At 41.8% G+C, this 19,735-nt stretch carries 24 protein-coding genes; 16 read left to right on the top strand and 8 right to left on the bottom strand.

The annotated features are described in order from the left end of the window. The first annotated feature begins 11 nt into the window (after positions 1–11). The 4 genes from devC to PseudUWO311_RS01795 all read left to right on the top strand — a co-directional run bounded on the left by devC (position 12) and on the right by PseudUWO311_RS01795 (position 3,099). Positions 12–1,184: an ABC transporter permease DevC gene (gene devC / locus PseudUWO311_RS01810; protein ID WP_142653393.1), complete on the top strand. Its 1,173-nt coding sequence runs from the start codon at positions 12–14 to the stop codon at positions 1,182–1,184. Positions 1,185–1,200: 16 nt separating this feature from the next. Further along, a complete protein-coding gene (locus tag PseudUWO311_RS01805; protein WP_142653392.1) occupies positions 1,201–1,908 on the top strand; it encodes a GAP family protein in 708 nt (235 codons plus the stop codon). 2 nt (positions 1,909–1,910) lie between these two features. Next, positions 1,911–2,630: a DevA family ABC transporter ATP-binding protein gene (locus PseudUWO311_RS01800; RefSeq protein WP_142653391.1), complete on the top strand. Its 720-nt coding sequence runs from the start codon at positions 1,911–1,913 to the stop codon at positions 2,628–2,630. Between the two features lie 103 nt (positions 2,631–2,733). Beyond that, positions 2,734–3,099 (top strand): VOC family protein, encoded by a 366-nt coding sequence (locus PseudUWO311_RS01795; RefSeq protein ID WP_142653390.1) that lies wholly within the window; start codon positions 2,734–2,736, stop codon positions 3,097–3,099. Between the two features lie 166 nt (positions 3,100–3,265). On the opposite strand, the gene PseudUWO311_RS01790 is transcribed toward PseudUWO311_RS01795, so the two are convergent. Then, positions 3,266–3,601 carry a type II toxin-antitoxin system PemK/MazF family toxin gene (locus PseudUWO311_RS01790; RefSeq protein ID WP_142653389.1) on the bottom strand — a complete coding sequence of 112 codons (336 nt, stop codon included), beginning with the start codon at positions 3,599–3,601 and terminating at the stop codon, positions 3,266–3,268. Continuing rightward, positions 3,594–3,785, bottom strand: coding sequence for a hypothetical protein (locus PseudUWO311_RS01785; RefSeq protein WP_142599642.1), 192 nt, complete (start codon positions 3,783–3,785; stop codon positions 3,594–3,596). The genes PseudUWO311_RS01790 and PseudUWO311_RS01785 overlap by 8 nt, the downstream gene beginning before the upstream one ends. A 268-nt stretch (positions 3,786–4,053) precedes the next feature. On the opposite strand from PseudUWO311_RS01785, the gene PseudUWO311_RS01780 reads away from it, so the two are divergent. Together PseudUWO311_RS01780 and PseudUWO311_RS01775 are read left to right on the top strand one after the other, a co-directional pair. Beyond that, positions 4,054–4,521, top strand: a complete 468-nt coding sequence (locus tag PseudUWO311_RS01780) for a MarR family winged helix-turn-helix transcriptional regulator (protein WP_142653669.1) — start codon at positions 4,054–4,056, stop codon at positions 4,519–4,521. A gap of 92 nt (positions 4,522–4,613) precedes the next feature. Next, on the top strand, positions 4,614–5,141 hold the full coding sequence (locus PseudUWO311_RS01775) for a hypothetical protein (RefSeq protein ID WP_142653388.1): 528 nt from the start codon (positions 4,614–4,616) through the stop codon (positions 5,139–5,141). A 156-nt stretch (positions 5,142–5,297) separates the two neighbouring features. Here the strand turns inward: PseudUWO311_RS01775 and PseudUWO311_RS01770 are convergent, their stop codons facing one another. Then, positions 5,298–5,612 (bottom strand): winged helix-turn-helix transcriptional regulator, encoded by a 315-nt coding sequence (locus PseudUWO311_RS01770; protein ID WP_055076107.1) that lies wholly within the window; start codon positions 5,610–5,612, stop codon positions 5,298–5,300. 137 nt (positions 5,613–5,749) lie between these two features. On the opposite strand from PseudUWO311_RS01770, the gene PseudUWO311_RS01765 reads away from it, so the two are divergent. Further along, the gene (locus PseudUWO311_RS01765) at positions 5,750–6,523 is read left to right on the top strand and encodes an SDR family NAD(P)-dependent oxidoreductase (protein WP_142653668.1); all 774 of its coding nucleotides are present in this window, start codon (positions 5,750–5,752) and stop codon (positions 6,521–6,523) included. A 196-nt stretch (positions 6,524–6,719) separates the two neighbouring features. Further along, complete coding sequence (locus tag PseudUWO311_RS01760) at positions 6,720–7,040, top strand: hypothetical protein (protein ID WP_142653387.1); 321 nt, start codon at positions 6,720–6,722, stop codon at positions 7,038–7,040. Between the two features lie 81 nt (positions 7,041–7,121). Here PseudUWO311_RS01760 and PseudUWO311_RS01755 read toward each other — a convergent pair whose 3' ends face one another. The 4 genes from PseudUWO311_RS01755 to PseudUWO311_RS01740 form a co-directional block, all read right to left on the bottom strand. Beyond that, a complete protein-coding gene (locus PseudUWO311_RS01755) occupies positions 7,122–7,745 on the bottom strand; it encodes an RNA ligase family protein (RefSeq protein ID WP_190303358.1) in 624 nt (207 codons plus the stop codon). A 174-nt stretch (positions 7,746–7,919) separates the two neighbouring features. Continuing rightward, positions 7,920–8,495 (bottom strand): DUF4276 family protein, encoded by a 576-nt coding sequence (locus tag PseudUWO311_RS01750; RefSeq protein ID WP_142653667.1) that lies wholly within the window; start codon positions 8,493–8,495, stop codon positions 7,920–7,922. Continuing rightward, entirely contained in the window at positions 8,488–9,723 is a 1,236-nt protein-coding gene (locus tag PseudUWO311_RS01745; protein ID WP_142653385.1) for an AAA family ATPase, read from the bottom strand. The genes PseudUWO311_RS01750 and PseudUWO311_RS01745 overlap by 8 nt, the downstream gene beginning before the upstream one ends. 175 nt (positions 9,724–9,898) lie before the next feature. Further along, complete coding sequence (locus tag PseudUWO311_RS01740; RefSeq protein ID WP_142653384.1) at positions 9,899–10,816, bottom strand: LysR family transcriptional regulator; 918 nt, start codon at positions 10,814–10,816, stop codon at positions 9,899–9,901. 93 nt (positions 10,817–10,909) lie between these two features. Here PseudUWO311_RS01740 and PseudUWO311_RS01735 point away from each other — a divergent pair, with 93 nt between their 5' ends. The 7 genes from PseudUWO311_RS01735 (at position 10,910) to PseudUWO311_RS01705 (ending at position 17,267) form a co-directional block, all read left to right on the top strand. Continuing rightward, on the top strand, positions 10,910–11,653 hold the full coding sequence (locus PseudUWO311_RS01735) for an SDR family oxidoreductase (RefSeq protein ID WP_223807405.1): 744 nt from the start codon (positions 10,910–10,912) through the stop codon (positions 11,651–11,653). Positions 11,654–11,806: 153 nt separating this feature from the next. Next, positions 11,807–12,436, top strand: a complete 630-nt coding sequence (locus PseudUWO311_RS01730) for an NADPH-dependent F420 reductase (RefSeq protein ID WP_142653382.1) — start codon at positions 11,807–11,809, stop codon at positions 12,434–12,436. 153 nt (positions 12,437–12,589) lie between these two features. Then, positions 12,590–13,456 (top strand): SMP-30/gluconolactonase/LRE family protein, encoded by an 867-nt coding sequence (locus PseudUWO311_RS01725; protein WP_142653381.1) that lies wholly within the window; start codon positions 12,590–12,592, stop codon positions 13,454–13,456. Between the two features lie 310 nt (positions 13,457–13,766). Beyond that, entirely contained in the window at positions 13,767–14,318 is a 552-nt protein-coding gene (locus tag PseudUWO311_RS01720; protein WP_142653380.1) for an antibiotic biosynthesis monooxygenase, read from the top strand. Between the two features lie 468 nt (positions 14,319–14,786). Next, complete coding sequence (locus tag PseudUWO311_RS01715; RefSeq protein ID WP_142653379.1) at positions 14,787–15,482, top strand: glutamine amidotransferase-related protein; 696 nt, start codon at positions 14,787–14,789, stop codon at positions 15,480–15,482. Between the two features lie 252 nt (positions 15,483–15,734). Next, positions 15,735–16,310 carry a methyltransferase family protein gene (locus PseudUWO311_RS01710; RefSeq protein WP_142653378.1) on the top strand — a complete coding sequence of 192 codons (576 nt, stop codon included), beginning with the start codon at positions 15,735–15,737 and terminating at the stop codon, positions 16,308–16,310. A 399-nt stretch (positions 16,311–16,709) separates the two neighbouring features. Next, entirely contained in the window at positions 16,710–17,267 is a 558-nt protein-coding gene (locus tag PseudUWO311_RS01705; protein ID WP_142653377.1) for a GNAT family N-acetyltransferase, read from the top strand. A 132-nt stretch (positions 17,268–17,399) separates the two neighbouring features. Here PseudUWO311_RS01705 and PseudUWO311_RS01700 read toward each other — a convergent pair whose 3' ends face one another. Beyond that, positions 17,400–18,584 (bottom strand): alpha/beta hydrolase family protein, encoded by a 1,185-nt coding sequence (locus PseudUWO311_RS01700; protein WP_142653376.1) that lies wholly within the window; start codon positions 18,582–18,584, stop codon positions 17,400–17,402. A 118-nt stretch (positions 18,585–18,702) separates the two neighbouring features. On the opposite strand from PseudUWO311_RS01700, the gene PseudUWO311_RS01695 reads away from it, so the two are divergent. Beyond that, positions 18,703–19,317, top strand: coding sequence for a TetR/AcrR family transcriptional regulator (locus tag PseudUWO311_RS01695; RefSeq protein ID WP_142653375.1), 615 nt, complete (start codon positions 18,703–18,705; stop codon positions 19,315–19,317). Positions 19,318–19,735: the final 418 nt, after the last annotated feature.

Below are 19,735 nucleotides of genomic sequence, written 5' to 3'. Positions count from 1 at the left end.
AGAGAGGAACTATGTTGCGTAAATTGCTGCGAAAAACTCCCCTTGCTTGGCTCCAACTGACTCGTAATAAAGTTCGCTTTATTGTGGCGCTATCGGGTATAGCCTTTGCTGATATCTTGATGTTCGTGCAGATGGGTTTTGAAGGAGCGCTCTATGATTCAGCGATGAAACCCTATCGCGAATTAATTCAGGCAGATTTAGCGATCGCTAGTACGCAATTTCAAACTCTCATCTCCACTCCAAATTTCCAACGCGATCGCCTTTACCAAACCCTCGCCCATCCTCAAGTTAAATCTGTTTCTCCTCTGTACATTTCCGTTGCTGGTCAATGGCGCAATCCTGAAACTCGCCAAAATCGCGCCATTCTTATCTGGGGAGTTGATGCAGGTAATCCTAGCGTTAGGCTGCCCGATCCTGCTCAGCAAATTCCCCAGATTCAACAACTCGATCGCGTCCTGTTTGATCGCGCTGGTCGTCCAGAATATGGCGATGTGGCGAATATGTTTATGCAAAAGGGCGAACTGGAAGCCCAGCTAAATAATAAATTGGTACAGGTTGGCGGACTGTTTGAGGTTGGTTCTTCCTTTGCTGCTGATGGCAATATCATCACCAGTGACGCAACTTTTTTACGTTTATTTCCAGACCGACGCAGCGATCGCATTGAAATGGGGCTAATTCATCTAAAAGAAGGAGCCGACGTTCAGCAAGTCAAAAGGGAACTCGCCAATCTGCTATCGGGCGATCTGCGTGTGCTGACCACAGAAGAATGGGCAGGTGTCGAAAAAAGCTATTGGGAAACGGGAACCAGTATCGGCTTCATCTTTGGTTTGGGCGTGGCGATGGGCTTTATTGTCGGCATCGTGATTGTCTATCAAATTCTCTATTCCGATGTCTCCGATCACCTTGCGGAATATGCCACTCTCAAGGCGATGGGCTATAGCGATCGATTTCTCTTGAGTATCCTTTTCCAAGAGGCTCTTTTGTTAGCTTGTCTGGGTTTTCTGCCTAGTTTCCTTCTTTCCGTTGGACTCTATCAAGTGACCTACGCCGCCACCATGCTACCCATCAAAATGACGTTAGAACGTGCCATTTCTGTCTTTGTGATGACTGTAATCATGTGCGTAACTTCAGGCGCGATCGCCATGCGAAAACTCCAGACCGCCGATCCTGCTGATATTTTCTAATTATTTTTTAAACTTTATGTCAGCCTTACTTCCATCACTAATGGCGATCGCAGCACTCGATAGCCTTAATCCATCGGCGATCGCCTTACAAGTCTATTTGCTAGGAACGACAAAACCAGTTCCGCGATCGATCGCCTTTGTAATTGGCATATTTTTCGCCTATTGGACATCGGGATTATTAGCAGTATTGGGCTTAGATAGATTAATTCAGACCGTGATTGTAAACTCTGGATTCTCTTTGTCTACGCCATTATTTTATATAATTCAATTTCTGACGGGCATAATTTTATTGATAGTAGGCGTTACTCTCCGAATTACTACTCAATCTGAACCAGCAAAAGCACCGCATAAATTAAATTTGGCAAAAACTTTCCTGTTAGGAATGTCTGTAACGATTTTAGAATTTCCCACCGCTTTACCCTATTTTGCAGCGATCGAGCAGATCGTCCGCGCTAACCTAGATCTCCTATCAACTATGAGTATCTTGGCACTCTATAACCTAATTTTTGTCCTGCCACCGATCACTCTAATTGTTATCTATCTTTTCTTTCATCGTCAAAGTTTTGCCTTGACTCTGCTCCAGCGCATTAACCGCTATATTGCCATCTATTCTCCTCACATCATCCGTTTTCTAATCTTGGGTTTAGGCATATTTTTTATTGCCGATAGCCTCGTCTATTGCATTGCCAACGCCTTTGGAAATCCACTAATCAAACTCCTATAGTTATGAATTCCCCACTTGCCATTGCTCCATCTACACCCGTAATCTCAGCCCAAAATCTCAATCATTATTTTGGTGAAGGTGACTTACGCAAACAGGCGCTTTTTGATATCAATCTCGATATCCATGCTGGCGAAATCATCATCATGACGGGACCTTCTGGTTCAGGTAAAACTACGCTCTTGACGCTCATGGGCGGGTTGCGATCGGCTCAGGAAGGCAGTTTAAAAATTTTGGATCAAGAAATTCGTGGTGCTGATAAAAACTCTCTCGTGCAAATCCGCCGCAATATCGGCTATATTTTTCAAGCCCATAATTTGATGACCTTCCTCACGGCTAGACAAAATGTACGCATGGCTCTAGAACTTCACGATGAGGATGGAACTTCCGATCTTGATGGTAAGGCATCTGCGATGCTCGAAGCAGTCGGACTAGGACATCGCCTCGATTATTATCCCGATAGCCTCTCTGGTGGACAAAAACAACGGGTAGCGATCGCCCGTGCGCTAGTTTCTCAACCCAAAATCGTCCTAGCCGATGAACCTACGGCAGCCCTCGATAAAAAATCGGGTCGCGAAGTTGTGGAACTCATGCAAACCCTCGCCAAACAAAAAGGCTGTACGATACTCCTGATCACTCACGACAATCGTATCCTCGATATCGCTGATCGCATTGTTTATATGGAAGATGGTAAGCTCGTTCCTAATATTGAAGTTGGTCATTGATTAATGGCGATCGCCTTCAGCAAATCTTTAAAAGATAGATAAATTGAATCGGCTAAGTTTATCTTATAGTATAATTTACAAGTATTTACTTCAAAAAAATAACATGAAAAACCCTGTTGGTTATTTTGAAATTCCTGTCGTAGATCTTGAGCGGGCAATTCTATTTTACGAGGCTATTTTTGGATATAGTTTAGAAAGAGTATCGATTGATGGAAATGAAATGGCTTTATTCTCTTTTGATGAGATGGCATCAGGAATAACAGGTGCATTAGCTAAAGGAGCAAGTTATATACCTTCTAAACTAGGCTCTCGCGTTTACTTTAATGTCAATGAAGTAGATCCTATTTTAGAGAAAGTTGTATCTTCGGGTGGAAAGGTTTTATACCCCAAGACCTCAATCGGTGAACTAGGGTGGGTTGCTGAGGTTGAAGATACAGAGGGTAATTGTATTGCCTTGCATTCACAATAAACAACTAATCACCGAAAAAGATTATTACTCCAAAGGGTTATCTGATCGCCTAAAAATCACGACTCACAGTTATAGGAATCGCCTTTAGGAGATAGATTGTTGGTGCGATCGCCTAGAACTCACGACTCACAGTAATAGTGATCGCCTTTCTCAAAGTTTTCCATTGTTAGTCTTCATCTTCTTCGGAATCAAATCCTAACCATAAGAGTAAGACATCTTCTAAGTCTTCCATTTGCTCTGATGTTAGCTCTCCCAGTTTGCGTAAAAGTTTAGCATGAGGGATTGTGATGAGATTTTGCACGTCAAAAGCGCCTTCTCGTATAAATTTAGCTTTCACTTTCACTTCAAATCTGGAATCGCGTAAACTTGTTGTATGTGGAACTAGGGTTACTAATGCTCGATCCCTATCTAGTGCTGGGATGCTAACAACTAAACATGGTCTGACTTTGGCGACATAGCCAAGATCGACTAGCCAAACTTCTCCACGATAGGGGCTATTCATACGCTAATTCTTCTTCCTCTAGTGTTAGGAAGATATCCTCGGCATTCAGTGTTAATTCTTCGTCAGATAATGGTTCAAAGTCTAAATAAACTGTACGCCTCAGAATTTCTGACAATAAATCTAGTCTTTCTGAGTACGTTAGGTTGTCAAAGGTGTTTAGAAGCTCTTGTACTACAGCAGTCATAGCTTTATTTCCTAAGTTATATTTATAGATTAACATGACCGCCACTTTACAAAAATCAAACAGCGATCGCCTTTAGCAAACCCGTAGAAAATATATCGTTAAAGCGATCGCATAGAAATCATGACTCACGGTAATAGCGATCGCAATATGGCAAAACTTTAGAAGATGTTATTGAAGCGCCGCACTAAATCACTGATAGATCAAAATAATTTTGGCGTAGGTATTGGTTAAAATAGTTAATACGTTAAGTATCTTTGCTTATATCCCAATGCCTAGCTCATCCTCGGACGCTGATTTTCTTCAACAATGGCAATATGCTCTTGCACCTTATAATTTGGGACATAAGCTTAAACTTGTATCCCAATTAATGTATCGAGATTTCTTAGAAAGACTTGAACCTTACGGATTAACTCCATTTCATTATTTAGTTTTATGTTGTCTCTGGGAAGAAGATGGGCTTTCAACGACTGGCATTGCAGATAAGCTAAAGCAATTGGGAGCAACGTTAACTGGAGTAGTTGATCGAATGGAAGAGCGTCAACTAGTTATAAGAGAGCGGAATTTAAGCGATCGCCGAGTTGTACAAATTTGGCTGACCGATGAGGGAAAACAGCTTATGAAAGTCTTACCACCTATCGGATCTGTAACGCTTGAAAAAGCAACTAAAAATATTTCAAGCGCGGAGCAAGAAATGTTTGCGAAAACATTGGATCGGATAATTCAGAACCTAGCTTAAGCATTTTAACATTCAAGGATTGACAGGCGGATAATTACTTAATATATTAATAGTTAATACGCTAAGTAATTATCTGCGAGAGGATAAGTGAAATGCTCAAGTTAAATGTCAAACAAAAAAACTGGTTATTGTCAGCACATATTAGTTTTGCTGCCCTTTGGACAGGAGCCGTCCTTAGTATGTTTCTTTTGTCCTTCAAAAATACAAATTCAACTAATGCACAGGCTCTTTACGCGCTTAATTTAGCAATTAATCTCCTCGATGACTATATTGTGATTCCCTCTGCGATCGGTTCAGTTCTTACAGCCACATTTCTTTGCTGGATGACTAATTATGGATTTACTAAATTCTACTGGGTGATTACAAAATGGATTGTCACAACAGGATTGGTCGTTTTTGGGACATTTTGGCTTTTCCCTTGGGGAAATGTTGCTGAAAATATTTCTTCTAAAGAGGGATTGCAGTCTTTCCACAACTCTATCTATTCTTTTGATTCTCAAGGTGTTTTGATTGGAACTATAATTCAGGTTGTTTTTCTCATCTTCGTTATCGGTATCTCAGTTTTAAAGCCTTGGGGAAGAAGACCGACCAAAGAGCAAGAAAAAGTCATAGCTGATTAGCCGATTAGTTGCGATCGCCTTCAGTACACCTTTAGTTGAAGGATAGTTTAGGCGATCGCCCAGAAATCACGACTCATGGTAGTAGCGATCGCTTTTAGGAGATAGATGTTGAGGCGATCATCTAGAAATCATGACTCGCAGTAATAGCGATCGCTTTTATGAAGATATATGTCGTTTTTTTTCGAGTTCTCTTACTTTATCCAAGATTTCAAGGAATAGTAATCCAAACTGCGTAAACTTGTACTCTACTCTTGGTGGCACTTCTGGGAATGCTATGCGCTCTAGAATGTCAAAATCCACCATTTTGTGTAAACAAGCATTCAATACCTTAGTAGTGAGTCCATCTAGCGATCGCGTAATAGCACCAGGGCGATCGACACCTTCTTGAATTAAGCCTAAAATTCGCATTGACCATTTGCAGCCAACAATATATTCGAGCATTTCCGAAACTGAAGTTTGAGTGGTTGGCATATCAATCGTGGTTAAAAAAATTAGTGATGCTGCTACTCAATTTGTACCAAAAAGTACGTACCTTTCCCGAAAGTGCTTACTTTTCATCTTTATTGATTATCTCTATTATGCTCTCATTAACTCAAACGGAAATTATTATGTATTTGGAATTTAAGAATCGGCAAGCATTAGTAATTGGCGGAAATAGTGGGATCGGTCTGGAAGTTGCTAAAATCCTTCTCAATCAAGGGGCTATCGTAACCATCGTGGGACGCAATGTTTCTAAGCTTGAAGAAGCATCATCTTTTCTCAGCCAATTTGGTGATATTAATACTTGGTCATCCGATCTTAGCGATCGAAAACAAGTTAATCAACTTACAGAACGCATTGCTGACGAGTTGCCTGAAGTTCGCTATCTCGTCAATTCGGCAGGAGTGTTTTCACCAAAATCATTCTTAGATCATGGTGGTGAAGATTACGATCGCTATCTAGATCTAAATCGCGGTACATTTTTTACAACGCAGCAAGTGGCGGGAAACATGGCTAAATCTAAGGGTGGAGCTATTGTCAATATTGGATCGATGTGGGCGCATCAGGCGATCGCAGCTACTCCATCTTCGGCTTATTCGATGGCAAAGGCGGGATTACATTCTCTGACGCAACATTTAGCAATGGAACTAGCGCAGTATAATATCCGCGTAAATGCTGTCGCCCCTGCCGTGGTAGAAACGCCTATCTATGGCGCATTTATTAAGCCCGATGAGATTCATACAACCTTACAAGGCTTCAATAGTTTTCATCCCATTGGTCGAGTGGGATTGCCAATTGATGTCGCCGAAACTGTGGTATTTTTGCTCTCTAATCAAGCGTCTTGGGTCACAGGAGCCGTGTGGAATGTTGATGGGGGAGTGATGGCGGGACGTAATTCTTAATACAAAGGTTAGAGCGATCGCCTTCAGCAAACCTTTATTTGATAGATAGTTGAGGTGATCGCCTTTAGGAGATGGATTGTTGATGCGATCGCGTTTGACTTAGAGTAGAATCTACAGTAATTTATCTTCATTAAAGTAATTAAACCGCAATTGCATTATAACTCCAAGTTATTCAATGTGTAACAATAGCAAAACAATGAAGTTGAGCAATGATTTTAGTGGCGCATTAAGAACGTTCGCCTATTTCATGGCAAGCGGAACGCACTACATGCTTGAGGGCGTGAAATATCTAGATATGTACGGCAACCAGCCGAGTGAAATCGAAATGGTTTTTGCCATCTTCGCAAATGTACTCGAACTGGATGAAGACGGAAACGTTCTGAACTTTACGTACGCTCAACGAAGAGCTACTGATTATCTTAAAGCGTATTGCATTCGGGGGTTTGAAGTTGTTCCTCCATATGAAGAGTGGGAAACTAACTTGTATGGTCCTCCGCCTTTAGAAGACGCTATCTGATATAGTTTTCCTGATCTCGCGTTGATACGATCGCCTAAAAATCATCACTCACATTAATAGCGATCTTCAATATCTTAATGTCTATACTTTTAGTTTGTTGGCAATTAATCTGTTTTTTGTCCAGTGGTCGGAACTAATCTCAAAATTTGAGCTGACATATTTGCCTATCGATTCTTCCCAATTTTTTTCTGTAAAAGAGCTTGCCAACCTAACTACAAAACCTTCGGTATTTGGCTCTGATTCTACATGTTTTATTAATTCACCTGCTAATCGCTCTGTCCAAACTCCCTCATAGAGCAAAGGCACTGTATGCAGTCCTATTAGCTCAACTGTATTTCTAACATCTCGCCAAGATAACCATAGGGATGGAAAGATATGGATGTTAAAAACCATAAAGTAGGAGTTGAGATTGCTGTATGGGATACTGTGCTGTGCGTAAAGGTTCTCACCATATATAATCATGTTTTCTGGTATCTGCGACTTTACTTTGGCTTGTAGTTGCTTTACCCAACTACGAGAAGGGTGGTGTGCTGAATCTAAAGAGCGCGCATGGATATAGTCTGAATACATTGCAGTACATTCGCCATCCATTTTCTCTAGAACTACGACTTCCTTTCCTAATAAATAGTCCTTTTTAGCGATCGCATCTTCTTCTGAAATTGTTCGACTGTATGGCAAATGGGGGGTTCTAGGATACTTCCTCATTAGGGTAATTCTGTTGATTAATGGCATTTCTACATAGATCCATATTACTGGAAACAATAACAAAGTGAACTAATCGTGCTGATTTATGTCGTCTAAGCCTTGAGTTAGAATCAATGCCCCTTGAATCGAGATCGCCTAAAAATCACGACTCACAGTAATAGCGATCAATATTTTTTAGAGCGATCGCAAGAATTTGACTAGCTCACTAAATGAAGAACACCGTTTAGAACATAGATCTAAATTTAACATGGTCGCCAATTTGTCATTATCGTTAGTACTGTAACGAGGCTTTCTACTTCCATCTCTCGATAATTCTATTAGTTTTTCTTTAGGAGATTTAATTTCGTGCGGGTTAGGATGTGCTTTCCCTTTTTCACCGCCAATATGTTTGACAACTTCTGGATCAGACCAAAACCAAGCTTCTAACTCTTCGATGGGAATACAGATATGTTTATTGAGACTTTTGATTTCAGAAGATAATGCTTCTAATCTTGAGCGCAATGCTACTTCACTGTTAAGGGAGGCATTCTGAGGATTACGATCCAAATCATGAACGACAATAAAAATATTACAACCTTCACTGGAAAGGACTTTCAGCTTTGCTGTGAGCTTTTTCTTTAATGTACTACAACCGTTTGAAGCCCATTTTTTTGTTGCGACTTCTGCCCCAAGGACACGATGAACAATTCTACGAATTGCGGCACAGTCTGTTTCATCCTCAGCAATTAAGGCGATTTTAATATTACTCATCATCGAGAATACCACTATAAATCCATTCGCCTAAGTCCCCTTCTTCAGACAAATATTCGATGACATTGTGAATCTGAGCTTCACCTAATTGACGAACGAATGTCTGTCCGTCCTTACGGTGAACCAGATTAATTTTTTCGGGACTAGCCCACGCCACTACTTGAGGTGAATGAGTTGAAATAATTAAATTTTGACCATAAGTATAAGTCTCGATCTCATTGAGTAACTTTGCTAGCATCGATGGATGAATTTGTGTTTCAGGCTCTTCAATTATTATTGTTGAACTAGGAGAAGAGACAAGTAATTCCATAAGTATCGATAAGACTCGCAGAGTTCCATCAGAAAGCAACCCAATATTGACTCCATCAAGCAATACTGAGGCAATATATTCATTGCTTTCATCCTCAAATGTTTCTTTAGTATCTATACTTAAAACAAACTTTTGTATAGTTATCTTTCTGCCGAGTCCAATTCTCTGACAAATGGCTTCAAGCTCATTAATTTCTTTCTTGCCCATACGACGAAATATTTTTTGAGCCAGACTATCTACCAGATCAAACGAACTAGAAGCTATACCTTTACGTGATACCCTTAGTTGTGAAAGTCGTCTCCTAGAGGTTTTACGAACAGATGTTTTTCCCATTATATGAACTTCATTTAAGGCAGAATAAAGCCACTGCATTTCATCTGGGATCTCGAACCGTGAAGTTTTTAAGCTGGTAGATCTTCGGATTGCATTCATACTTCCAACAACATTAGTTATGCTGCTATCCATATTATGGAAAGTTGTCATTCCATATTCGGTTGTCCACACTAACTCTTTTGCTCCATCAGCATACTGGCAGCAATCATTCCAAGAAAATTGACTTTCATCTAATTTATCATCTGGAGAATCCTCAAAATTTAGCTCTTCAACTGAACTACTTAGAGTTATCAGTTCATAATTATACTTAAGCAGACGAACAGTCGGAGTTAAAACTTCGATTTCTAATATTTTGGGAATACTGTCATCATCATTTTGCCTCACACGATTAATCTTACCAATTGCATACAAAGAAATCGCCTCAAATCCCTCAATAACAGAAGATTTGCCAGCACCATTAAGACCAACTAATACTGCAACACCATCGTGTAAAGACACAGTAACTCGACCACCCAAAACAGACCAACCGTCAAGGGTGAATGATAATAGGCGAGGCTGATTTGTGTTGGAATCTGTGTTTGACAAAATAGAATTTCCTTCCCAATACTAATCTTGATAAATTCTAGCCGAATATGTCTGCGTCTGCCACAAACAAAACAACAGAATCAGCGATCGCCACAATTTTGCGACTGAGACCGAAATCAACACGCACAGTAATAGCGATAGCGATCATCGCTGCTATTGATTACTTTTATTCTTGCTAAATCTGACCCGCCACCGACTTGATCGTATTGCGTAACCATTGATGCTCTTCATCGCGATCGCACAACACACTCCACAACATCGAAACTGTCCAAGATGGCGTTTCGATTGGTAGTTCAAAAATAGCAAGATTACAAGACTTAGCCATATTCAGGGCAATGCGTTGAGGCACAGCCGCAACTAGATCGCTAGAAGCGATCGCAAAGGGCAGAATCAACATGTGCGGAGTGATTAAAGCAATTCGCCTTTGTAAATTTTGTGCTTGCAAGGCTTGATCGATCGCACCAGTACGATCGCGCCTTACGGTCATCAGCCCATGAGATAGTTGAGAAAATGCTTCCAAACTCATCGTTCCATTTCTTAATGCAGAATGCCCCTGACGCACAATGCCCAGAAATCGCTCTTGAAAAATTGGTTCCAATTGAGTTTGTCTCGGCGGATTAGGGAAAACTCCCAAGGCAATATCAATCATGCCATGCTCTAACAAATCACCCACACTATCTTTCTCAAACCCAATTGTATTGAAGTTAATGAATGGCGCATTTTGCTGACAAAATTGTAAAAGTGGAGGCACAATTACAAAGCTGCTGTAATCAGCACTGCCGATATTAAAAGTGCGATTGCTATTAGTCGCATTGAAGGATTGACTAGAGGTGATCGTGTGGCGAATCTGTTGTAAAGCTGCCAAAATACTCGGTGCGATCGCCTGAGCTTTCACGGTTGGGTGCATTTGTCTCCCCAATCGCACAAATAAATCATCCTCAAATAACCCTCGCAACCGATTGAGAGAGGCGCTCATCGCAGGTTGCCCAATCTGGAGTTTTTCGGCGGCTTTCGTGACGCTGCGCTGCTCCATCAATGCTTCAAAAGCAACTAATAAGTTGAGATCGATCGCCGCCAAATTTATCGATTTCATTAATAGTATCTATCTAAAATATTGTCTTGTTTAATAGTTTAGTGGTTGCTAAGGTAATTTCATAGCTGATTTAACTAGAGGATTTCGATAGCTATGACTAAGAAAGTTGCCGTAATTACTGGGAGTCATAAGGGATTGGGCTATGCGATCGCCCGTAATTTAGCCCAGAAAGAAGATATTCAGGTGGTAATCACCAGTCGCAATCCTCAAGACAGTATTGCCGCGCAAAAACGACTAGCTGATGAAGGAGTTCAAGTAGATGCACATCCTCTTGATGTAACTAGCGATGACAGCGTAAAGGAGTTTGCTACTTGGTTGCAGCAAACCTATGGCAGAGTCGATATTCTGGTTAACAATGCAGGTGTCAATCCAACAATGCAGCAGGAAGAAGCAAGTCTGCTCACGGTAGACATAGAGACAACGCTGACGACTTTCAACACTAATGTATTGGCAGTAGTAAGAATTACCAAAGCATTGATTCCATTGATGAGAGCCAATAATTATGGGCGGATCGTGAATGTATCTACAGAAATGGCTTCTCTCAATTCGATGAGCAGCGACTATTATCCCTTGGCTCCTTCCTATCGTTTATCCAAGGTTGGCTTAAATGGATTGACGGCACTCTTTGCGAAGGAACTACAGGGCAGTAATATTTTGATCAATGCCTATTCTCCTGGTTGGATGAAAACGGATATGGGCGGCTCTGATGCGCCATTTACCGCCGATGAAGGTGCAGAAACTGCGGCGTATTTGGCAACTTTGCCAGATGGTGGCGCTCAAGGTGGTTTCTTTGCCGAAATGCGGAAGTTTGGTGGTGCGATCGCTTTGCCGTGGTAGACTCTTTATCGATCTTTTTCTCAGCTTCTAAATATAAAGGGTAACAATTTGTATTGGCAAGCACCTGAAGCCTTTGAAGTTGAAGTGATCTATAAATAGGTTTTTCTATAATTTGGACGCGTCGACATTAATTAAACACAAAATGAGAAAAACATGAATATAGGTATTATCGGTACAGGCAACATGGGCACTGGCATGGGTAAATGCTGGGCAAAAAATGGACATAATCTCATGTTCAGTTATTCTCGTAGTGAAGAAAAGTTGAAGGCTGCGGCGGCGACGGTTGGCTCTGAAGTCTCAGTTGGTACACCCTCTGAAGCAGTGGCATTTGCAGATATAGTGGTGCTTTCGGTGGCTTGGGCAGCCCTAGAAGATGCACTCAAACAGGCTGGTTCCTTGGATGGCAAGATTTTATTTACGATTGTCAATCCTCTATTACCTGATATGAGCGGTTTGGCCATAGGAACTACCACTTCTGCTGCCGAAGAAATTGCTAAACTGGCTCCAAAGGCAAGGGTTGTAGAATCGATGCCGATTTTTGCGGAGATATTACATTCACCATCGACTAAATTTGGCAATGAAGTTGCAAGTGTCTTCTATTGTGGTGACGATGTAGAAGCAAAGGGAATTGTTGCAGGATTGTTACGCGAACTTGGCACGGAGCCTATTGATGCAGGAGGGCTAAAAAATGCCCGCTTTGTGGAGCCATCAGGAATGCTTTTAGTCCAGCTTGCCTATATGCAGCAAATGGGACAGATTGGGATTAAACTGTTGCGCCGTTAGCGATCGCGCAGGAGACCCATGATAAAAGCAAGTGTCTTGACGTACGAAATCCTATCGCTCAAGCCTTATAGCGGTTACGCTGCATTGTTTGCGAAGTAATAGAGTAAAACAAAGAGTATTTAAAAATAACCCAAAACACAGATAAACAAGATTATGAACTACCAAGCTGTTCCATCTCAAATCGTTTCTGAATTTCCAATCAATTCATTTTTGGAAAGTATTGCGATCGCTCCCGACAACACCCTCTTTATTACCAACCACTACGAAGGTAAAGTAATTCGCATCGGTGCTGATGGTATCCCTACAACCCTTGCCCAAATTGATGGTAAAGCTACTGGACTTGCTTTCACAGGCGATTACCAACTGCTATTGTCGGGATGGAATGCTGAGAATACCTGCGTGATTTGGCGGATTAGTTTAGATGGAACCACCGAACTTCTGGTAGAAATGCCCGAGGCGCAGTTTTTGAATGGCTTAACTCGATTGGATGATAATCGCTTTTTAATTGCCGATTCCTATCGCGGCGCAATTTGGGAATTAAATATTGGCGATCGCACTGTTAAAATCTGGCTAGAACATCCAGTCCTTGCCCGAACTTCCCCTGAGGAAGGAACCCCTGCCGTAAATGGCTTAAAGATGTTCGCTAATTTTCTCTATGCTTCTAATACCCAAAAGCAGCAGATTGTGAAGATTCCGATCTTGGCAGATGGAACGGCAGGGGAACCAGAGATTTTTGTAACGGGGATTAATATAGATGACTTCGCTTTCGATCGCGCTGGCAATCTCTATGGTGCAACCCATGTGTTTAACAGTGTGGTCAAAATCACAGCCGATGGTTCTATAACTGCGATCGCGGAAATAGAGCAGGGTATGGCAGGAAGCACTGCTTTAGCATTCGGTACTGACGGAAACATATATGTCACCACTAATGGTGGGATGTCATTCCCTCCTGCTTCAGGCATTGAACCCTCGAAAGTAGTCCGTTTGCAGATAGCAGAAGAGGGCTTATCATTGGTTTGATTACTTCACAGTTCACATACTAAACAATCGGAGGCTATGAAGATCAATGTCACTGGATTAGAGGGAGATCCATCTGTTCTCGCATAGTACAGTTATGAAGAAACCCTAACTAAATTGCAGGGCAGAGGATTCCTCGGCTAGAAGCTATTAGAGGTGGCGTATTTGCGATCGCCCAGTGTCTCTATCCCTTTGGCTCAATCCTCTGTTTTATCAATACCTATCTCAGTATCTTCGTGATAATTTTAATTCAATTAAATTATGCTTTGACACCCTCTGATTGTTTTAAGAATAGTTCTAAAGAGTGAATTCTATGGAAACAAATGATGCTCCCGTAACCGCTGATGTGGTAATCAAGGTGAAACCCTCTTGTGAAGATGACTTTGAACATACACTCACAAAAATGCTTACAGCCGCAGAAGAATTCCCTGGACATTTGGGGGTGAATGTGTTTCGTTCTCCTGATTTGGAGTATCGAGTAGTATTCAAATATGACCATCTGAGTAATTTTCGTCAATGGGAAAGTTCTGAAATTCGTAAGGGCTTCCTTCAAGAGTTAAAGCAATATACCCAAGATGAGGCAAAATACCAGATTATTACGGGACTGGAAACGTGGTTTACGCTCTCCAGTAATGGCGCGATCGTTCCTCCTCCGCGATATAAAATGCTGACAATCACTTCCTTGGCGGCATTCCCCACCATCAACTTGATTAACTTTCTACTTCAGCCCTTGAGTTGGCTCCCACCCATTCTAAGAACGTTGATTGCCATGTTAGCTCTTCTTTCTGCTATGACCTATATCATCATGCCCAGAATGACCAAGCTTTTTGCCAAATGGCTGTATCCTAAGAGGAGGAATGGATGAACATTCGACCTGCAAGTTTATCTGATGCTGACGGTATAGCTCAGGTCTATCTGAATTCCCGCAGAGAACATCAAGGAACTCCATGACTTTAAGATTGCGGCGATTTTAGTAGATGGCGATCGCCTTTAGGAGATAGATTGTTGAGGCGATCTCACTAAAAATCCAGTCTCACATTGCTAGCGATCGCCTTCAGCAAACCTTTAGCAGATAGATAATTGAGGTGATCGCCTAGAAATCACGACTTACTGTAATAGCGATCGCCTTCACCCCCCTAGCAGATAGATAATTGAGGCGATCGCCTAAAACTCACGACTCACAGAAATAGCGATCGCAGATGCCAGATGTCGTTTGAAGCAGTGGGTTTGTTTTTCAATTAGAAAATAGCGTAGCCATTTTCTAATTTGGTATTATTGGCTGGCATCTAAGATTAAATTAGATTACAAAAGACGTGTAAGTTGTAAAGAGATTATGAAAAAGAAAGTTGCCCTTTTAGGAGAGTACACTCCAACGTTTCAACCCCACATTTCGACAAATTTAGCGATTAAGCATTCCTGCTCATTTTTGTCGGTTGATATTGAAGGAGATTGGGTTTCAACCGACAACATTAGTGATTCACTCTTTGATGATTATTCTGGAATTTGGGTCGCTCCTGGTAGTCCTTACAAAAATATGGACAAGACCCTATGGGCAATTCGTTATGCTCGTGAGAATGGTATTCCTTGCCTCGGTACATGTGGCGGCTTTCAGCATATCATCATTGAATATGCCCGTAACGTTTTAGGGTTCAAAGATGCACAACATGCTGAGTATGCTCCCTACGCCTCTAACCTTTTTATTTCTAAGCTTGATTGTTCGCTAGTTGGGCGGGAAATGGTCTTGAATTTTGTAGCGGAATCAGAAATTGCAGGTATTTATGGAGCCTTGACAGCGATTGAACAGTACTATTGCAATTTTGGAGTCAATCCTGAGTACATACCACTGCTGAAAGGTGGTTCTTTAGATATCACAGGTTCAGATAGTGAGGGTGAAGTGCGAGTAATTGAAATTTCTTCTCATCCGTACTTCATTGGAACGTTGTTTGTCCCTCAAGCGAAATCAACTTCTTTTGTTCCACATCCCTTGGTAACAGCATTTTTGAAGGCAATTGTTGAGACAGCAGGCTAAAAATCCTTTAGTAGATGGATAACTGAGGCGATCGCACTTGACTTAAAGTAGAAGTCTGAGGTATTTTTTCCACAGTAGAGCAATTAAAGCGCAATTGAACTAAAACTATAAGTAACTGTAAGTTGTACCGCTTTGATTTAGGGTTGCGGCAGTAGTTTGAATCGTATTTGCTTTGCCAAAGGTTAAGTTGTTTGAGGGTTGCTGAAGCAGCAATTATTATTACGTAAGAAATTAAGCTTATTAAAAATCGGTATGGCAATCACAATTGTCTTGGCATATATCTTGATCGTTTGCTATTTCGTGATGGAGCGATCGCTGAGAAAAGGTAAGCAAGCACTCAACCTCAAACCAGAAGCGGCTGATGCTGGAAGTTCTCAAGTATTGTGGGTCAGCGGCGTGATTAGTATTTTGCTTGTCATTGTTGCACCTATCTTAAATACTTATAAAATCGGAGAGTTAAGCTATATGACGGTTGGCTGGCTGGGATTGATATTGATGCTGAGTGGATTAGCAATGCGATATTGGGCTGCTAAAACGCTGGGTGAATTCTATACAAGAACATTTCAGGTTATGGAAGGTCAGAAGATTGTAAGTCAAGCTCCGTACAACGTTATTCGGCATCCTGGGTATCTCGGAACATTATTAATGGAAATCGGCGCGGGAATAGCGGTTACAAATTGGCTCGTGTTGTTAGCTGTTTTAGTTATTGGAATCACATCAAGATATTATCGAATCGGTGTAGAAGAGAAGATGTTGGAAGCAAGTTTCGGAGGAGAATACAAGATATATGTAGAAAAGACTTGGAAGTTGCTTCCGTTTCTGTATTAAAACAAGAAGCAGTTATCTTGGTTGTTTAGTTTCGAGAACCTATTGGTGATTCCTTTCAGGATGCTCCCCTCTCAAGAAATTGATAGGCGATCGCCTTCAGCAACCCTTTAACAGATAGATAATTCAGGCGATCGCCTAGAAATCACGAATCACATTAATAGCGATCACTTTTAGCAAACCTATAGAAAATATATCGTTGAAGCGTTGAAGCGTTGAAGCGATCGCACTTGACTTAAAGTAGAAATCTGCGGTATTTTGTCTTCAATAGAGTAATTAAACTGCAATTGCGTTATAACCTTATATTATGCCGCAGTCCTTTAGTGGTAGCAGCCAGAAGATTGTCGGCGAAAACTTCAGTGCTAAAATTTGCTTGACGGTCGGTTAATATAAAATCATTTCATGCTTACTCAATCCACACTAGAAACGACCAGATTGATCCTGCGCCCCTTATCCCTTGCAGATGTGCGGTCAATCCAATGTGTGGCGACTCGTCGTGAAGTTGCCGATACTATGATTTCCATCCCCCACCCATATCCTGATGGTGAGGCGGAGCAATATCTACGAAGACAAATTGCAGAGTTTGAGACAGGTCATTTAGTTTCATTTGCAATTGAGCGCAAATCTGACAAAGCATTTTGCGGAGTTATCGAGATTCGAGATATTGAGAGAGAGCATTCTCAAGCTGAATTGAGTTTTTGGTTAGCAGTTGAGGTGTGGGGACAAGGATATATGAGCGAGGCATTAAAACCTATGCTTCGCTTTGGATTTGAAGATTTAGATCTCAATAGACTCTATGCCTATCACATGACTAGAAATCCAGGCTCAGGCAAAGTATTGCAGAAAAATGGGTTTGTACAAGAAGGGTTGCTGCATCAGCGAGTACGAAAATGGGGAGTGTTTGAGGATGTAAAATTATGGGCAATTTTGCGGAGAGATTGGCATAGCGAAACGGCATAACAACCCGGTTGGAGCGGACTTTCGCAGTTCGTCGGTGGTGTAGCAGAGGTTGTTGACAGCCGCTCAACCGGAACGCTAGCCTGCAAAATATCGGTGGGGAGTAACTGCAAGTTCGCCTGTTGGGATTCAGAGTCAAATATACTTTTTGAGCCAATTGAATAATTTCTCATGACATAAGGCAAGTGCTCCAATCTGACAATGTTCAGCTGCACCATCTTCTGCCGAAAATAGCAGATAGTCCTTTGAGCAAGTGAGCCTGTCAAACAGTTTTTGCCCCTGATTCGGTAAAAGGCTGTCTTCAGCACCATCGATGACCAAAGTTGGACAGGTGACTTGATTTGCGATGTCTTCTAGTGTGAATTGTCTCAATTTAGCAACTGTTTCAGCCGCAGAAGTTGTCCCCATGACGTAAAAGCCGTGTCCTAGCCTTGCCTTTGCTCCGGGGACAGATTCCATAACGTTACCAACAATGAAATCGATCGCTGTATCATCACTATTAGCAATTTTTGATCGCAAATCTGGTGGAAATAATTCAAGAAAGGACTCATACATATCAAACATTCCACCATGAAAAATGCAAGCAGAAAATCGATGGTCATAGGCAGCGGCTCTTATTGCCAATAATCCGCCAAAGCTTTGACCAAACAGAATTAATGATTGAGCATCAACATCGCAACGAGCCTGAAGATAATCCACAACAGGTGCAAGGACATTCTCCCAGTCAGGGCGAAAGGACAAACCTTGTTGACGAATCACAGCACCTTGTCCTGGCCCCGCAAAAGTCAGGCAATGATATCCCTGCATGACTGCTGCTGCTGCTCCAAAGAAGTGTAACTCTTCGAGGGTTGAGTCGAAGCCGGGGAAAAAGATAATTGTAGGGCGAGGTTGAGTGTCTAGTGTGCAGCGATAGAAATAACCCGGTAGCGTCGTTTTTTCATAGGTAATCTCAACAGGTTCGATGGGAAGTTCAGAGAGTTTTGCAGCGTTGCGGAAACAAGACTCACTCTGTCTCCAAGTTTCTAAAATGCGCGGATCGCTCGGATTACTATGGAGAAAGAATTCTGCATTTCGATAGTAATTACTCGCTCGTAAATAGGCTTGACGGGCACTAATGGCGTTTCCGTTGTTCATACTTTCGTCAGCATGGTGTCTTAAGCGATCGCTTGTCTTACGCCACTCCGCGTACCACTGTTCATAGTTGCCATCTTCAATCCGGGATGCTGTTGCTAGACATTCACCAATATCAGCCCCACCGTATACGGTATGCCCCATTGTCCGAAGGAGGTTATACGAAAAATTTGGATCTTGAAAAATCATAAGTTTGTCTGAGTACGAAGAGTTGCAAGCAAGATGACCTGATAAAATACGAGCAATGAATCAGATTTTACGGGCAATGGCTCTAGTTCGACAACTCGCATTTCATTGAGTGATTCAAATGCTACGTAAGATCCTCACAAATCCCCGCAAACTCCCGCGACAAGATCGCTCTAAAGTAACCGTCGAGGCAATTTTGACTGCGACGACTCACATTCTGACCGAAGAGGGCTACGACAAAGCCAATACTAATCGAATTGCAGAGGTTGCGGGTGTGAGTGTTGGCTCGCTCTACCAATACTTTCCGAATAAGGAATCTTTGATTGCTGTGCTGGCTGAGCATCACGCAGATGAAATGGTTCAGTTGGTTGAATCGCATTTGAAGAATTTGTCCAATGCGCCGATACAAGAGGTTTTGCATGGATTAGTGAAAGCTGTAATCTTAGCTCACGCGGTTAACCCAGCGCTCCATAAAGTGCTCAATGAGCAAGTTCCTCGTAGCGATCTGATGCGGCAATCTGCTGAAGCAAAAATGGCGGCAATCTTACATTCTTATTTGGAAAAACGGTGCGACCAGCTTCAATCGCAAAACCTAAATTTGGTGGTGTTTATCGTAGGACGGACGGTTGAGGCTCTGACCCATGCAGCAGTTATTGAGCATCCAGAGTTACTAAGTAGCGGGCAGTTAGAACGAGAAATCACTAAGCTATTGTCGTCTTACTTGGTAAAACCTTGAGCATTCTAACAACGCAGTGGAGGGGAAGGACAAGAAATTCTGCGCTTCGTTTTGATGTTTGTCTGCCGCCGCTCACTTTAGCCGTTATGCCAAACCGAATGCGCCCGTTGAGATTGTCTATTTCTAGCCGAGATTAGACAAGCAAAAATGGTTGCCTTCGTTGATGAGTCCCGAAAAGTTATTAGCGATCGCAAAGATAAATAATAGTTAAGCGATCGTCTTTAGGAGATAGATTGTTGAGACGATCGCCTAGAAATCACGCCTCACAGTAATAGCGATCGCCGATAGCTTAGGAATGAAAAATAAATAACTTATGCATTTCAGTTATTTTGAGGAATAGCTCTATAATTCCATTTAGGAAGATATTCATCAAAAATGATAGGTAGATTTTCCTTGAAACCATCAGCGACTTCTCTAC

The sequence above is a fragment of the Pseudanabaena sp. UWO311 genome (assembly GCF_006937785.1).
Lineage (GTDB): Bacteria > Cyanobacteriota > Cyanobacteriia > Pseudanabaenales > Pseudanabaenaceae > Pseudanabaena.
Note: the sequence above shows the minus strand (reverse complement) of the source record. Positions and strands in the feature narration are given on the sequence as shown.

Excerpts from the sequence above, each read along its gene's own strand:
- devC (WP_142653393.1), top strand. The coding sequence starts at position 12 with ATGTTGCGTAAATTGCTGCGAAAAACTCCCCTTGCTTGGCTCCAACTG.
- PseudUWO311_RS01780 (WP_142653669.1), top strand. The coding sequence starts at position 4,054 with ATGCCTAGCTCATCCTCGGACGCTGATTTTCTTCAACAATGGCAATAT.
- PseudUWO311_RS01720 (WP_142653380.1), top strand. The coding sequence starts at position 13,767 with ATGGAAACAAATGATGCTCCCGTAACCGCTGATGTGGTAATCAAGGTG.
- PseudUWO311_RS01705 (WP_142653377.1), top strand. The coding sequence starts at position 16,710 with ATGCTTACTCAATCCACACTAGAAACGACCAGATTGATCCTGCGCCCC.
- PseudUWO311_RS01805 (WP_142653392.1), top strand. The coding sequence starts at position 1,201 with ATGTCAGCCTTACTTCCATCACTAATGGCGATCGCAGCACTCGATAGC.
- PseudUWO311_RS01710 (WP_142653378.1), top strand. The coding sequence starts at position 15,735 with ATGGCAATCACAATTGTCTTGGCATATATCTTGATCGTTTGCTATTTC.
- PseudUWO311_RS01700 (WP_142653376.1), bottom strand. The coding sequence starts at position 18,584 with ATGATTTTTCAAGATCCAAATTTTTCGTATAACCTCCTTCGGACAATG.
- PseudUWO311_RS01755 (WP_190303358.1), bottom strand. The coding sequence starts at position 7,745 with ATGAGGAAGTATCCTAGAACCCCCCATTTGCCATACAGTCGAACAATT.
- PseudUWO311_RS01775 (WP_142653388.1), top strand. The coding sequence starts at position 4,614 with ATGCTCAAGTTAAATGTCAAACAAAAAAACTGGTTATTGTCAGCACAT.
- PseudUWO311_RS01785 (WP_142599642.1), bottom strand. The coding sequence starts at position 3,785 with ATGACTGCTGTAGTACAAGAGCTTCTAAACACCTTTGACAACCTAACG.
- PseudUWO311_RS01790 (WP_142653389.1), bottom strand. The coding sequence starts at position 3,601 with ATGAATAGCCCCTATCGTGGAGAAGTTTGGCTAGTCGATCTTGGCTAT.
- PseudUWO311_RS01730 (WP_142653382.1), top strand. The coding sequence starts at position 11,807 with ATGAATATAGGTATTATCGGTACAGGCAACATGGGCACTGGCATGGGT.
- PseudUWO311_RS01715 (WP_142653379.1), top strand. The coding sequence starts at position 14,787 with ATGAAAAAGAAAGTTGCCCTTTTAGGAGAGTACACTCCAACGTTTCAA.
- PseudUWO311_RS01770 (WP_055076107.1), bottom strand. The coding sequence starts at position 5,612 with ATGCCAACCACTCAAACTTCAGTTTCGGAAATGCTCGAATATATTGTT.
- PseudUWO311_RS01725 (WP_142653381.1), top strand. The coding sequence starts at position 12,590 with ATGAACTACCAAGCTGTTCCATCTCAAATCGTTTCTGAATTTCCAATC.
- PseudUWO311_RS01765 (WP_142653668.1), top strand. The coding sequence starts at position 5,750 with ATGTATTTGGAATTTAAGAATCGGCAAGCATTAGTAATTGGCGGAAAT.
- PseudUWO311_RS01795 (WP_142653390.1), top strand. The coding sequence starts at position 2,734 with ATGAAAAACCCTGTTGGTTATTTTGAAATTCCTGTCGTAGATCTTGAG.
- PseudUWO311_RS01760 (WP_142653387.1), top strand. The coding sequence starts at position 6,720 with ATGAAGTTGAGCAATGATTTTAGTGGCGCATTAAGAACGTTCGCCTAT.
- PseudUWO311_RS01695 (WP_142653375.1), top strand. The coding sequence starts at position 18,703 with ATGCTACGTAAGATCCTCACAAATCCCCGCAAACTCCCGCGACAAGAT.
- PseudUWO311_RS01750 (WP_142653667.1), bottom strand. The coding sequence starts at position 8,495 with ATGAGTAATATTAAAATCGCCTTAATTGCTGAGGATGAAACAGACTGT.
- PseudUWO311_RS01735 (WP_223807405.1), top strand. The coding sequence starts at position 10,910 with ATGACTAAGAAAGTTGCCGTAATTACTGGGAGTCATAAGGGATTGGGC.
- PseudUWO311_RS01740 (WP_142653384.1), bottom strand. The coding sequence starts at position 10,816 with ATGAAATCGATAAATTTGGCGGCGATCGATCTCAACTTATTAGTTGCT.
- PseudUWO311_RS01800 (WP_142653391.1), top strand. The coding sequence starts at position 1,911 with ATGAATTCCCCACTTGCCATTGCTCCATCTACACCCGTAATCTCAGCC.